The sequence below is a fragment of the Pontibacter cellulosilyticus genome, assembly GCF_014306105.1.
In the GTDB taxonomy this organism is placed as follows: Bacteria; Bacteroidota; Bacteroidia; order Cytophagales; family Hymenobacteraceae; genus Pontibacter; species Pontibacter cellulosilyticus.
On the sequence record NZ_JACRVF010000001.1, the window covers coordinates 1,367,281 to 1,380,211 of the forward strand.

General features: G+C 45.6%; 11 protein-coding genes. 4 read left to right on the forward strand and 7 right to left on the reverse strand.

Features of this window, described 5'->3' with window-relative positions:
- Positions 1 to 35 precede the first annotated feature (35 nt).
- Complete coding sequence (locus tag H8S84_RS05815) at positions 36 to 1,343, forward strand: peptidoglycan DD-metalloendopeptidase family protein (protein ID WP_230407049.1); 1,308 nt, start codon at positions 36 to 38, stop codon at positions 1,341 to 1,343.
- 202 nt (positions 1,344 to 1,545) lie between these two features.
- Here the strand turns inward: H8S84_RS05815 and H8S84_RS05820 are convergent, their stop codons facing one another.
- Together H8S84_RS05820 and ppk1 are read right to left on the reverse strand one after the other, a co-directional pair.
- Complete coding sequence (locus H8S84_RS05820) at positions 1,546 to 2,445, reverse strand: Ppx/GppA phosphatase family protein (protein ID WP_187066300.1); 900 nt, start codon at positions 2,443 to 2,445, stop codon at positions 1,546 to 1,548.
- Positions 2,446 to 2,773: 328 nt separating this feature from the next.
- Entirely contained in the window at positions 2,774 to 4,876 is a 2,103-nt protein-coding gene (gene ppk1, locus H8S84_RS05825; RefSeq protein WP_187066301.1) for a polyphosphate kinase 1, read from the reverse strand.
- A 222-nt stretch (positions 4,877 to 5,098) separates the two neighbouring features.
- On the opposite strand from ppk1, the gene H8S84_RS05830 reads away from it, so the two are divergent.
- A complete protein-coding gene (locus tag H8S84_RS05830; RefSeq protein WP_187066302.1) occupies positions 5,099 to 6,040 on the forward strand; it encodes a DUF5996 family protein in 942 nt (313 codons plus the stop codon).
- A gap of 72 nt (positions 6,041 to 6,112) precedes the next feature.
- Here the strand turns inward: H8S84_RS05830 and H8S84_RS05835 are convergent, their stop codons facing one another.
- From H8S84_RS05835 to H8S84_RS05855, 5 genes are all read right to left on the reverse strand, one after another.
- Complete coding sequence (locus tag H8S84_RS05835) at positions 6,113 to 6,760, reverse strand: transglycosylase domain-containing protein (RefSeq protein ID WP_187066303.1); 648 nt, start codon at positions 6,758 to 6,760, stop codon at positions 6,113 to 6,115.
- A 267-nt stretch (positions 6,761 to 7,027) separates the two neighbouring features.
- The gene (locus H8S84_RS05840) at positions 7,028 to 7,351 is read right to left on the reverse strand and encodes a 2Fe-2S iron-sulfur cluster-binding protein (protein WP_187066304.1); all 324 of its coding nucleotides are present in this window, start codon (positions 7,349 to 7,351) and stop codon (positions 7,028 to 7,030) included.
- Positions 7,351 to 8,358 carry an NAD(P)/FAD-dependent oxidoreductase gene (locus tag H8S84_RS05845; RefSeq protein WP_187066305.1) on the reverse strand — a complete coding sequence of 336 codons (1,008 nt, stop codon included), beginning with the start codon at positions 8,356 to 8,358 and terminating at the stop codon, positions 7,351 to 7,353. The genes H8S84_RS05840 and H8S84_RS05845 overlap by 1 nt, the downstream gene beginning before the upstream one ends.
- Before the next feature lie 551 nt (positions 8,359 to 8,909).
- Entirely contained in the window at positions 8,910 to 10,871 is a 1,962-nt protein-coding gene (gyrB, locus tag H8S84_RS05850; protein WP_187066306.1) for a DNA topoisomerase (ATP-hydrolyzing) subunit B, read from the reverse strand.
- Positions 10,872 to 11,124: 253 nt separating this feature from the next.
- Complete coding sequence (locus H8S84_RS05855; RefSeq protein ID WP_187066307.1) at positions 11,125 to 11,757, reverse strand: SIMPL domain-containing protein; 633 nt, start codon at positions 11,755 to 11,757, stop codon at positions 11,125 to 11,127.
- 126 nt (positions 11,758 to 11,883) lie between these two features.
- On the opposite strand from H8S84_RS05855, the gene H8S84_RS20090 reads away from it, so the two are divergent.
- Positions 11,884 to 12,069 carry a DMT family protein gene (locus H8S84_RS20090; protein WP_230407050.1) on the forward strand — a complete coding sequence of 62 codons (186 nt, stop codon included), beginning with the start codon at positions 11,884 to 11,886 and terminating at the stop codon, positions 12,067 to 12,069.
- A gap of 283 nt (positions 12,070 to 12,352) precedes the next feature.
- The gene (locus tag H8S84_RS05865) at positions 12,353 to 12,817 is read left to right on the forward strand and encodes a DUF2267 domain-containing protein (RefSeq protein ID WP_230407051.1); all 465 of its coding nucleotides are present in this window, start codon (positions 12,353 to 12,355) and stop codon (positions 12,815 to 12,817) included.
- Positions 12,818 to 12,931: the final 114 nt, after the last annotated feature.

The following is a 12,931-nucleotide window of genomic DNA, read 5'->3' on the forward strand; positions in this document are numbered from 1 at the left end:
TTTTTAAAAGAAGTAACCGCTTAAACATACTCTTTTTGTCTTTCCTGTTATTGATCGCTGCCAGTTGCGGCGGTCCGCAAACACTGCGTACTGTGTTTAAAGACCAGACACCTTATGAGGCATATGTATCTAAACTAAAAGATGCTAAACTAGACCAAACTGCACTTGGCCAGGACTGGCTACGGGCCGGCGAAAAGGCACTACAGGATTCGATAACCGTTACTTTACCCTTTAAAGAAACCGGGTATTTCTCAGCTGATAAACCCAAGGCTTTAGGCTACAAAATTGATGCAAAGCGAGGAGAGCGCATTGTCGTAAACCTGGAAGTAAAAGCACGCCAGGCCATGCAGGTTTTTATGGATATGTTTGAAGGTACCGCTACTCCAAAACATGTGGCTTATTCTGATACGGTAGTAAACACGCTGGTATATGAAGTGGAAAACGACAGTCAGCATATTTTGAGGGTGCAGCCAGAGCTCTTGCGCAGCGGGCAGTATACAGTTACAATAAAGTCGGAGCCTACGCTTGGCTTTCCGGTGGCGGGCAAAACCAGCCGCAACATTGCCAGCATCTGGGGAGATCCGCGCGACAATGGGGCCCGCTCACACGAGGGGGTTGATGTGTTTGCCAAACGCGGCACACCTGTAGTAGCTGCCAGTCCTGGAATAATTACCCGTGTAAACACTACTCCCAGAGGCGGTAAGGTAGTATGGCTGGCCGACTACGACCGGCGCCAGAATTTATACTATGCCCATTTGGATAGCCAGGCGGTAACAGCAGGACAGCGTGTGGAAAAAGGGGATACACTTGGTTTTGTGGGCAACACAGGGAATGCCAGAGGAACCAACCCACACCTGCACTTCGGTATTTACCGCTATGGTCAAGGCCCCACTAACCCCTATCCCTACTTGCACGAGAATAAAACATCCGCGCCACCTGTACAGGTTGATGCAAGTAAAATTGGAAACTGGGTACGGGTATCGGCTAGAGCAGCCAATGTGCGCCAACAGCCATCCACGAAATCTAAAGTATACAAACAACTACCACAGCATACGCCTCTTTTTGTGACAGCTGCCTACGCCAGTTGGTTCAGGGTAGAGTTGCCAAACGGCACAGAAGCATATATCGCCAGCAGTTTAGTAGAGACAGCCGCCAAACCGATCAAGTATGAGAAACTGGCTGCCCAGGCCGACCTTCTGGACGAAGCAAGTATAAAAGCCCCTGCAAAAGATAGTTTAGGTGCAGGCAGTAAAGTGGCCGTGCTGGGAGGTTTCAATGGCTATACGTTTGTAAAATCAGAGACTGGTGAACGAGGCTGGGTGCGGAAAGAATCTCTTTTGTAAGCAAAGCTGCAATTGTAGAGACAGGTCACAAATAAATTTGTGCTGTCATATCGACCTTTGGGAGAGATCTTTATAGAATTTTCTCAGTTCTAATTTTGAAGAGATCTCTCCCAGAGGTCAAGATGGTAACATTACGTAAGCTGACAGCATTGGGGGAGTGGCCAGTCTTTACAAAAGCAGAAGGTGGTTATACTTATATTTTCTAAGCTAATCCGCTGATTACAAACCGCTCCGGGTGGTTACGTTCGTAAAGGGCATGCAGAATTCCATCTTTCAAGCCAACGGCTGGCACGATCATACTTTCCAGCTTGGCCCACTTCATGGCAGAGAGGTATATTTCTGCGGCAGGAAGTATAACATCGGCACGATCTGGGTTTAGCAGTAACTTAGTTAAGCGGTCATCCATGCTCATGCCTGCCACCATCGCCGAGACTTCCTCTATTTGTTTCCGGAAGATAGGTTTGCCTCCTGATTTACCTGACAGCTCATAAATCTTGTTTATGTTACCGCCAGTGCCGATGGCACGTGACAAGTGGTACTTTTTAGAATTGACCTCAATCCATTCGCGCATATTGTTCCACAGTACTTCGGAATCTCTGCCGTGCATGTGCCTGATGGTGCCCTGCTCAAAGGATTGTGATGCTATCTTCTCCCGGTTTACATAAATATTGAATTCCGTACTGCCCCCACCCACATCAATATGTAGGTAATTGCGTTCATCCAAAAAGTTAATTATTACTTTGTTGATCAATTCTGCCTCTGCTACGCCATCTATCACATCTATATTCATACCTGTTTCCTGGTACACGCGCTCCAGAATCTGGGGTGCGTTTAAGGAGTTGCGCATGGCAGAGGTGGCGCATATCATGAAATGGTTTACGTCGTGTACATCTATCAGCAGTTGCAGGGCGCGCAGGAGTTTTATGAACTTCTCAATTTTATACTCGCTGATATAGCCGGTATTAAATACATCTTCGCCAAAGCGGATCGCGTAGCGGATGTATTCAATCTTCTTGAAAATAACGTTTCCATTCTGGTTCAACACACTTGAGATTTGACATCTGACAGCATTTGAACCAATATCGATAGCAGCTAACTTCAAAAATCCGTGATTTTAACGTGAATGATATGCTCGTAAATATACGCAGAAATATAGTAGTATGGGGACTAGTATTGGAGGTTTGTATAGAGTAAAGCTTGTTTTATTCTTATGGAGAAGATGCTCCTTTGGTGTTGCTTTATTTGAAGGAGATGGAGGGATGACAATCATTTTAGTGGCATCACTTCTGGTATAGCGATCTACATTACAAAAATCTACTAAACCATAGCAACTTAATCCTGAGAAGCCAGTGCAGTGTATCATTTAAAAGCAGAAGCCGGAGCAAATATAAATTTGCTCCGGCTTCTGCTCCTAGTCCTTTTATACTTGGCTACACTAACTCTGCCACAGGTGCTTCCACGTAATTTTTGTTGTAAAAGATTTTGTGCACATCCACTATCTCCTCGTTAGCCAGTGTGCGTTTTTTGATGTATGTGCCGTCCTCTCTCATAATGTAGGAGTTCTGGTTGTCCAGCAGGTTGTAATATAAAACGTTGATTGCTTCGCGCTTCAGTTCCTCGTTTGCTATCAAGAATAGCGCCTCAATTCTGCGGTCAAAGCTACGTACCATGCAGTCGGCACTGCCACCGTATAGTTTCGGGTCGCCGTTGTTGTGGAAGTAATATAAACGGGCATGCTCCAGGTACTCGCCCACTATACTTTTCACCGTAATATTCTCGCTTAGATCTTCGCGGCCAGGGCGCAGGCAACATATACCACGCACAATCAGTTTTATAGGCACACCTGCTTTAGATGCCTTGTACATCTCGTCTATGATCTCCTTGTCCTCGAGTGAGTTTATCTTGATCACGATACCGCTCTTGAGTCCTTTCTTCGCATTCTTGGCCTCATGCCGGATCAGTTCGATCAGGTCGTGGCGCATATCTTTTGGAGAAGTCATCAGGTACCTATAATCGTTTGGCCTAGAGTGGCCGGTGATTACATTAAAGAATTCCGATACGTCGTGGGCGTATACTTCGTCGGTTGTCAGCAGGCTCACGTCTGTATATAGCCTGGCGGTTTGTTCGTTGTAGTTACCGCTGCCAATGTGTACGTAACGCGTTACCTTCTCCCCTTCCTTACGGATAATCATCATCATTTTGGTATGCGTTTTATACTTGCTGATACCATAGATCACAAAGCATCCGGCCTTCTCTAGTCTTTCGCCTTCGCGCAGGTTACGCTCCTCGTCAAAGCGCGCCTTTACCTCAAACAACACCGACACGTGCTTGCCGTTTTCAGCGGCCTTCAATAAAGCGGCTGTAACACGGCTTTGGTCTGCCAGACGATAAATAGTTTGCTTTATTCCCAGCACCGATGGGTCTTCGGCAGCACGCTCCAGCAGCTCTACCACAGGCTCCATGCTGTTGTATGGGTGGTGCAGCAGCACATCATGCTCCTTCAGGTACTCAAACAGATCCACGCCATCGCTCGGCAAGCTTAGCGGCGCCACCGACGAAGGTTGCTTAAAGCCTTTGTCCTTGAACTGACGGTGGTTGATGATCTGCCACAGGCTGCGCAGGTCTATCAGATTGCTAATGGTGAAGATGTTGGCATTATCAATTGTCCAGCGCTCTTTTAGCACCTTCAACATGAACTGCGATGGGTTACGCTCAATCTCCAGCCTTACTACACGGCCCTTTTTGCGCGTTTTCAGCTTCGACTTGATCTCCTGCACAAAGTCTGCCTCCAGGTCGTCAGATTCTTCCAGAGTAAAGTCGCCGTTACGGGTTATACGAAACAGGTTCACCGACACGATCTCCACGTTACGGAACAGCTTCTTTATCTTCCAGCGCACGATCTCCTCTATCGGCACAAAAATGATCTTATCCTTGCGGTTGAGCTCGTAAAAGCGAGCCAGGTTCTGGGGTATCTGCACAAACGTTACCCGGTCCTGTGCCTTCTGCTCTTCGGTGGTGCGGGTTACCACACCAAAGGTAAGCAACTGGTTCATTAGCAACGGAAAGCCATGGTAGTTGTCGAACACCATGGGTGTGAGTAGCGGGTAGATCGTGTTTTTAAAGTATGAGTCTACTTTTTTCTGTTCTATCTCCGTCAGCTCACTGATCTTCAGTATATCAAAGCCATGCTTCTCGCAAAGCGGCTTTATTTCGCTATTAAAGGTAAGGTACTGGTCGTTCACGAAACGGTGCGCGTAGTCCAGCAACTTCTTACGGAAAGGCAACTCCCTAAGGCCAGAGTAGTCGGTGCGTTCTTTGCCGTAGTCGAGGTAATTGTACAAGCTGCCCACCCTGATCATGAAAAACTCGTCGAGGTTAGACGAGGTGATGGCCAGGAACTTCAATCTATCGAAGAAACTTTTATTCGTATCACGTGCCTGATCAAGCACACGGTAATTAAAACGCAACCAGCTCAGGTCGCGGCTAATATATTTACTTCTCTTTATCTGATCAGAAACCTTGTTGATAAGCATGTTTCCTAGGATTAGGGCTTTAATTTATGTTGGAAAGACTAAGATACTACTAAACACAAAATATAACGAGAAAGTATAGGTATTCCTCCATATTGACAGGCAAAATAGATTTTAAAGCATGATTTGAGTGCATCAGCCCTCGCAATAACTTCTTAAACTCATTCTTAACACAAAACGCTGCATACTCTCGTACCATAAATTCAGGATAATGCCCGATAAAATATGGCTACAAAAGCACCAAACGCACTTAAAAATCCGGACTTTCCGCCGCTACCACTCGAAGAATGGGAGTCAACAAAAGACACGCTGCATCTATACTTTCAGATTATTGGCAAGATAAGGTTAGAGCAAATGCCGCGCCGTAACCATTGGTGGAATGTAACGCTGTACGTTACCTCGCGCGGAATGGGTACGGGGCCTATCCCGTACAAGTTTTATACTTTTGAAATCGACTTTGATTTTATTGACCACCAGCTGGTAATGCGCACCAGTACCGGAGCAACTGAGAGCCTTGCCCTGCAGGACGGGCTAAGCGTTTCTAACTTTTATACTTCAGTAATGAAAGCGCTCGATGTGCTGGGTATACAGGTAGATATTTTAGCTGAACCCTACGACAATAAAAGTAAAATACCCTTTGCCGAAGATTACCAGCATGCTACGTATAACCCCGAACAGGTTAACCGCTATTGGCGCACCCTGGTTACCATAGACCAGGTGATGAAAGAATTTAGCGGCCGCTTTTATGGCAAAACCTGCCCGGTGCACCTGTACTGGCACCATATGGACCTGACGGTAACCCGCTTCTCTGGCAAAAGTATACCTGTCCCCATAGAGGCCAGCGTGGTAGAAAAAGATGCTTACTCGCACGAGGTGATCAGCTTCGGTTTCTGGCCTGGTGATGATAAGGTGCGTTTTCCGGCTTTCTACTCATACACGTTCCCATCGCCAGATGGCCTTGAACTGGAAAAGCTTTATCCTAAATGCGCCCAATGGGTAGACTCGAACGGTAGCCCTATGGCCCTATTAAACTATGAAGAACTGCGCCTGCTGGATAACCCACGAGAGGCCCTGCTTAACTTCTTCGAAAGTGCTTATATAGCCGGAGCAGAACTGGCAGAATGGCCTGTGGAGGAGTTAAGGACTATACCGTTAAATGAGTTGTAGCTAATACAGTTAATCCTTTGCAGCTTCAGAAATTGGCGCATTGTTATATTATTGTGATATTGTTGAATAGTATCATTCCCTGTCATAAAAAATGTCGCTGTTGTCCTTCGGGGTATACTCTCCTGACAGTAGTTTTCGTATTCTGCCAACACGCTCTAGGTTCGCTTCTCTTTTGCTAAAGTAATGGTAATTAAAGGGTGCTCTAATCATGGCAATCAGGGAGAGGTACTCATCCCACGTTAATTGCCTAAAGTTTTTATGAAAGTAGAATTGCGCTCCATCTTCAAAGCCTTTAAGCGGAGCTCCGCCTTTCTCGCCTAAGTATACTTCATTTATGAAAAGCAGAAGGGTTGTGTCTTTTGGCGTTAGCGGATCAAAGGCAAAGCGGGCTATCAACGTTTGCTTCACTTTGCCAATGCCAGGCTTAAAGTTATCGAAGTAGTACATTTTAACCAATCCCTGACTTAAAGTTGTTACACCTGTACCAGGAGTCTCAAAATCAAAGCCCTGATGGCTGTAAAACCCCGGATCCTGAACTTTTAGTAGCGCCTCCAGTTGTTCATCGGTCAAATCATCCAGCCGAAGCTTTATTTTATCTGATGACAGTGCAGTAACTACAATTTCCTCTGTTTCTGCCCGCGCGATAAGTACTACTGCCGTATAATAGACTACTATTATTAATAGCAAAACACCTATCCCTACTGCAAATTTATTTTTCATTTTTAAGTTTGGTTTTAGATTTAATATGAAGTACAACCCTATGCAGGAGTTCATCTTCTCTGCTCTGGCTCCCTTCGATTGTCAGTTTTACTACTATATGCTGTGTCTGTTTTCATATTGCGGTTAGCTTTGTAAACGCATAGGCAGTAGCTGCATGTATATACAAAATCTAATATAGTATAAATTGATTACACTTATGCCTGGGCTAAATATAAAAGCCACACTTCTTTGCGAAGTATGGCTTTTATAATTTCTCAAAATTTAAACTTATGCTTCTGGCATCAATCTTACAATCAATCCATCAAGCTCAGGGTTTATCTTCAGCTGACAGGAGAGGCGGCTGGAACCAGTTGAGTTAGGCAGAGTTTCCAGCATATAGGCTTCGTCGTCGTTTGGCTCTGGCAGTTCGCCACTTTGCAGCACCTCTATGTGGCATGTGGCGCAGATAGCCATACCGCCGCAGATGGCAGGTACATTCAGTTCATTTGCTTTCATCACCTCCATCACCGAAAGGCCCATGTCTGTGGGTGCCTCTAGGGTAACGCGGCTGCCATCGTGCAGTTCTACGTGTATGTTTATCGCATTCTCCATTAGCTTAGCTCCTGTATGCCGTTAACGGTGGTGTACTTCAGTACAAACTTTTTGTCCGGGTAAATAATATTGTAAGCACTTTGAGCCATCAGAGCCGCCTCATGGAAACCGCAAAGTATAAGCTTCAACTTGCCCGGGTAAGTGTTGATGTCGCCGATGGCATATACTCCCTCTATATTGGTTGAGTAGTCGAAGGTATTTACCACAATGGCACCCTTCTCCAACTCAAGCCCCCAGTTCTCCAGCGGTCCCAGTTTAGGTACTAGACCGAATAGCGGAATAAAGTAATCGGTCTCAATTTTATGCTCGGTCTCGTTATCGATCATCACGGTAACGGAGTCAAGTTTACCGTTGCCGTGCACATCCGTTACGTTTGATTTGAGCAGCAGCTTTATGTGCCCTTCTTCGGCCATACTCAGCACCTTCTCCGCCGACTCTGGTGCACCTCTGAAGGTAGAACCTCTATGCACTAACGTAAGCTCTTCAGCAAGGCCAGCCAGATAGATAGTCCAGTCCAGGGCAGAGTCGCCGCCTCCGGCTACTACAATGCGTTTGCTGCGGAACAACTCCGGGTCGCGCACCATGTAGGCTACACCTTTACCCTCAAAGTTTTCCAAGCTCTCAATGGCTGGTTTGCGTGGCTCAAATGAGCCCAAGCCACCAGCAATTACCACTACCTTACAGGCAATTTTAGTACCCTCCGATGTGGTCACGATAAAAGAGCCATCCTCCTGCTTATCCAGTTCCTCTACACGCTCTCCTAGTGTAAAGGTCGGGTGAAAAGGCTCTATCTGTTTCATCAGGTTTTCTACCAACTCTCCAGCAAGTATACTTGGGAAGCCTGGTATATCGTAAATTGGTTTTTTAGGGTATATCTCGGCCAGCTGGCCACCAACTACCGGAAGGGCATCCACTACGTGGCAGCGCATCTTTAGCAAACCTGCCTCAAACACGGCAAACAAGCCCACCGGGCCTGCCCCTACGATACATATATCTGTTGTTATCATTAGTAATTAACTTTTGTGTTTAACACTAACTGTCGCGGTAAAATTACAAGCCACAGCTTAGCATCCTAGTACTTTCGATCAGGATTTTCAGGGTTAACAGATAGCAGGATGATCCTTAAAAACCTGCTCCCATAGCATAACAATAGCTATGTTTTAAGGTTCTGTTTTTTGCAAATTTTAATGTATATACATGGGATTCTCATGTCAGCTGTTAATTAATCTGCAGTACTGGGCCCAACCACCCCTGGCCCCTCCTTGTCTAAGGCGGGGAATTTGATATTACTTTTCGCTGAAGTACAAGCGCTGTTGTTCCTGCTTAACCTCCCTCCACACAAGATCCTTTAATGATAAAAGGTAATTGCTTGAGCTATGTTAATGACGGATAAAATAGTAAGTAATGATTCCCCGCCTTAGACAAGGAGGGGCCAGGGGTGGTTGGACCGGTACTACAGATAATCCTGTCCATTCTCTTATTCTGAAAAACACCAGTAAAGAAAAAGGCCAGCTGTTGTAGCTGGCCTCTCTATGAAGTATGAATTTATAAGTTAGTATTACACGTCTACGCGGGCATACTTAGCATTGCGTTCGATAAAGTCACGACGAGGACCTACCTCATCACCCATCAGCATTGAGAACAGATGATCTGCTTCGGCAGCAGACTCGATAGTTACCTGCTTTAAGCTGCGCACGCTTGGGTCCATGGTAGTTGTCCAGAGCTGCTCCGGGTTCATCTCACCAAGACCTTTGTAGCGCTGCACGCCTACGCTTTCGTCCTTGCCTTTACCAAGCTCTGCAACGGCTTCCATACGGTCCTGCTCACTCCAGCAGTAACGCTCTTCTTTGCCTTTCTTCACTAAGTATAGCGGAGGAAGTGCAATGTAGATATAACCGTTCTCGATCAGTTCTTTCATGTAACGGAAGAAGAAGGTAAGTATAAGTGTACGAATATGCGATCCGTCCACGTCAGCATCCGTCATGATGATGACCTTATGGTAACGCAGCTTCTCCATGTTCAGGGCTTTCTCACCTTCTGCAGTACCAAAGCTCACACCCAACGCTGTAATCATGTTCTTGATTTCTTCGTTTTCGTAGATGCGGTGCTCTTGTGCTTTTTCCACGTTCAAGATCTTACCACGCAGCGGAAGTATAGCCTGAAACTTACGATTACGGCCCTGCTTCGCAGATCCACCCGCAGAGTCACCCTCTACCAAGTAAATCTCACAGTTTGCAGGCTCGCTATCGGAACAGTCGGCTAGTTTACCTGGCAAACTAGTGCTCGAAAGTACGCTCTTGCGCTGAACCATCTCGCGGGCCTTACGGGCTGCGTTCCGAGCCTGTGCAGCAAGTATAACTTTCTGCACGATCATGCGCGCCTCTTTCGGGTTCTCCTCCAGATACTCGTTTAGCATCTCGCCTACAGCCACATCCACCGCACCAGAAACCTCTGAGTTACCCAGTTTAGTTTTGGTCTGTCCTTCGAACTGCGGCTCTGCCACCTTTACAGAGATAACGGCTGTTAAGCCTTCTCTAAAGTCATCGCCGGAAATATCGATCTTCACCTTGTCCAACATACCCGACTTATCGGCATAAGCTTTTAAAGTACGGGTAAGGGCGCGGCGGAAACCAGCTACGTGTGTACCACCCTCAATGGTGTTGATATTGTTTACATACGAGAAGATGTTCTCGGTGTAAGACGTGTTGTACTGCAAAGCAATCTCAACAGGAACACCGTTTTTCTCGCTCTCTACGTGTATCGGCTCCGGAATCAGGTTCTCACGCGTCTCGTCCAGGTAAGCCACAAATTCTTTCAGGCCACCTTCCGAGAAGAAAGAGTCTGCGTTTACCGGCTCACCTTGTTCGTCTAGTTCGCGCAGGTCCTGCAGGTTAATGCGTATGCCTTTGTTCAGGAACGCCAGTTCACGCAAACGGCTGGCAATAGTGTCATACTTATATTCTGTGGTGGTAAAAATTGAAGCATCCGGCTGGAAGGTAACAGTTGTACCTGTTTTGTCGGTTGTGCCAATCTCGCGCACTGGGTAAGCAGGCACGCCGATGTTGTAATGCTGCTCAAATATTTTACCGTTGCGGTGCACCGTTACGTGCAGGTCTGTAGAGAGTGCGTTAACGCAGCTCACACCCACACCGTGCAAACCACCTGATACTTTGTATGTGTCTTTATCAAACTTACCACCAGCGTGCAGTACCGTCATTACTACCTCAAGGGCAGAGCGGCCTTCTTTCTGGTGAAAGTCTGTAGGAATACCACGGCCGTTATCGGATACCGTGATGGAATTGTCTGGATTTACGGTTACGTTAATGGTATCGCAATGGCCGGCAAGGGCCTCGTCAATCGAGTTATCTACAACCTCCCAAACCAGGTGGTGCAAACCTTTGATACCGATATCGCCGATGTACATGGCCGGGCGCTTACGTACGGCTTCGAGCCCTTCCAGTACCTGAATACTATCTGCTGAATAATTGTTATGCAATTGTTTTTCTTCCACTTCACTCATGTGTATTAGGGTAGATTTAATAGGTAAAACTACCACTTTTATTTGGTTTATGCTATACTTTTTAAGGGTGGATTAATGCAGTAATCATCATGTATCTTACACACGACCATTAGACGTATCACAACCCACTTATTCTGAACAAATTAACGCCTACTATAGTGCCTTAAATGAGCACCTAAAACTACAAATAACACAAAAAGGCTACCCACCTGAGCGGACAACCTTTTTAATTAAAATGACAGGGAAAGTATACTTAGTTTAAACGGGCTTTAACCTTCACGCGCGACACCATTCGCCGGTTGATGTCGTAGTACTCCGGTCCGTAGGGCGTGACATTATCTAATTCCTCGATACTCACAATTTTATAAGTCTGATTATCGCCGCTCAGGTGCTCTATTTTTTGCTTGGCATTCTCCACTGCTTTCTCCATCATCTCCTGCTGCAGCTTTGTCTTCCTGGCTGGGTCTATGTAAGTGCCCATTACATTAATACTAAAAGGCAGGTCAGTTTTTAAAAGATCCTTCACCAACCTATTGTAAAGGGTGCTGTCGGAGGCGGTAAGTAAGTAACTTATACTTGTGTGCATGTCGTTGCGGCCAGGCCTGCGGTTCATTTCCTCGGGCAGGTAATTTACATAGATATTTTCGCTGAGCTTAACCATAGAAGGAACTTGCTGTTGCACTGAATCTACCCATTTTGCAAAACCATCCCGCTTAGTCATCGGACCATTATAGGATAGGTTTAAACGATATCCTGACTCTGGCGAAGGCTGCTCAAATTCACCAATTACCTCCACGAAATTTTCTTCAGCTTCCACGGGTTCGCAGCCGCTAAATAATGCCGCCCCTATCAAAAAAGCAGCACTAAATTGAAATAGTCTTTTCATAGTTTACAATGGGTTATATATAGCAAATTTATAACGATTATCGTGCCATGTAATTTGCATTGCAAAAAAATAATTTCAGGCAGTAAAACAGTTAGCATTTTCCTGTTTAGCAGTTATATTTTGATTATGAAAACGATTATTCTGATGCTCATCTCTAACATTTTTTTGACCTTTGCTTGGTATGGGCACTTTCGTTTTAAAGATGTGTCGCTGTGGAAGGTTATACTTATCAGCGGTCTAATCGCCTTCTTCGAGTACTGCTTTCAGGTGCCGGTAAACCGTATCGGGCATGGGCAATTCATGACCTTTTAGCTGAAGACCATATAGTAGGTGATTACCTTAGTCATGTTCATCGGCTTCTGGGTTTTATACCTACGCAAAGAGGTGAAATGGAATTATATAGTTTGGCTTATACTTATTCTTGTCACCGTGTTTTTCGTGTAAAAAATGGTAAGGCTATTTCCTTTTTAGCTAATGTTCATATTTATAATCTCAGCGTCAGGCCACTTTGCTTATCAAACAGGAGCTTACACCTTATACTTCACCCTCTTCCCGATTAACTGATAACTCTCTTACATCAGGCTCGTTCATTTAAATGGACAATCTTTTTAAACTAGAAAAGGAGGTTAAAATGGCTATGAACTTTGAAAATTATGTAAAGGACGCGAACACCTGGACAAACAAGCTCTGCAACTACCTGGGCATTGAAGATGAAAACAAGGCTAACAGAATATTCAGAGCAGTGTTACATGCCATACGTGATCGTATTCCTACTGCAGAAGCCATTCACCTGGGTGCACAGCTCCCTATACTCTGGAAAGGCGTTTACTATGATGGGTTTCATATGCACAGCCCTGTGCGCATACGCCACGAAGATGAGTGGCTGGAGTTTATCCGTACTAAAGATGCCTTTGCCGACAAAGCCGACTTCCCTACGCTAGACCACGCATACTATGCTTTTCAGGACGTGATGAAGTTTTTGCGTGACCACATTTCCGAAGGACAGTACGACCAGATTGCACAGGCACTGCACTCTGAAATCACAGTACCCATGGCATAGGTAGCAGGTGTGCAAAAAATATACAAAGGTCTGGCAAGTGTCAGGCCTTTTTTGCTGCTGCCAGTATAATCAGAGCTACAGATGCGCGTTAATCTCTCAACGAATTATGTTGGT

Bases quoted from the DNA above. Each gene is read 5' to 3' on its own strand.
- ppk1 (WP_187066301.1), bottom strand. From the start codon at position 4,876: ATGCTTATCAACAAGGTTTCTGATCAGATAAAGAGAAGTAAATATATT.
- H8S84_RS05830 (WP_187066302.1), top strand. From the start codon at position 5,099: ATGGCTACAAAAGCACCAAACGCACTTAAAAATCCGGACTTTCCGCCG.
- H8S84_RS05835 (WP_187066303.1), bottom strand. From the start codon at position 6,760: ATGAAAAATAAATTTGCAGTAGGGATAGGTGTTTTGCTATTAATAATA.
- H8S84_RS05840 (WP_187066304.1), bottom strand. From the start codon at position 7,351: ATGGAGAATGCGATAAACATACACGTAGAACTGCACGATGGCAGCCGC.
- H8S84_RS05845 (WP_187066305.1), bottom strand. From the start codon at position 8,358: ATGATAACAACAGATATATGTATCGTAGGGGCAGGCCCGGTGGGCTTG.
- gyrB (WP_187066306.1), bottom strand. From the start codon at position 10,871: ATGAGTGAAGTGGAAGAAAAACAATTGCATAACAATTATTCAGCAGAT.
- H8S84_RS05855 (WP_187066307.1), bottom strand. From the start codon at position 11,757: ATGAAAAGACTATTTCAATTTAGTGCTGCTTTTTTGATAGGGGCGGCA.
- H8S84_RS20090 (WP_230407050.1), top strand. From the start codon at position 11,884: ATGAAAACGATTATTCTGATGCTCATCTCTAACATTTTTTTGACCTTT.
- H8S84_RS05865 (WP_230407051.1), top strand. From the start codon at position 12,353: ATGGACAATCTTTTTAAACTAGAAAAGGAGGTTAAAATGGCTATGAAC.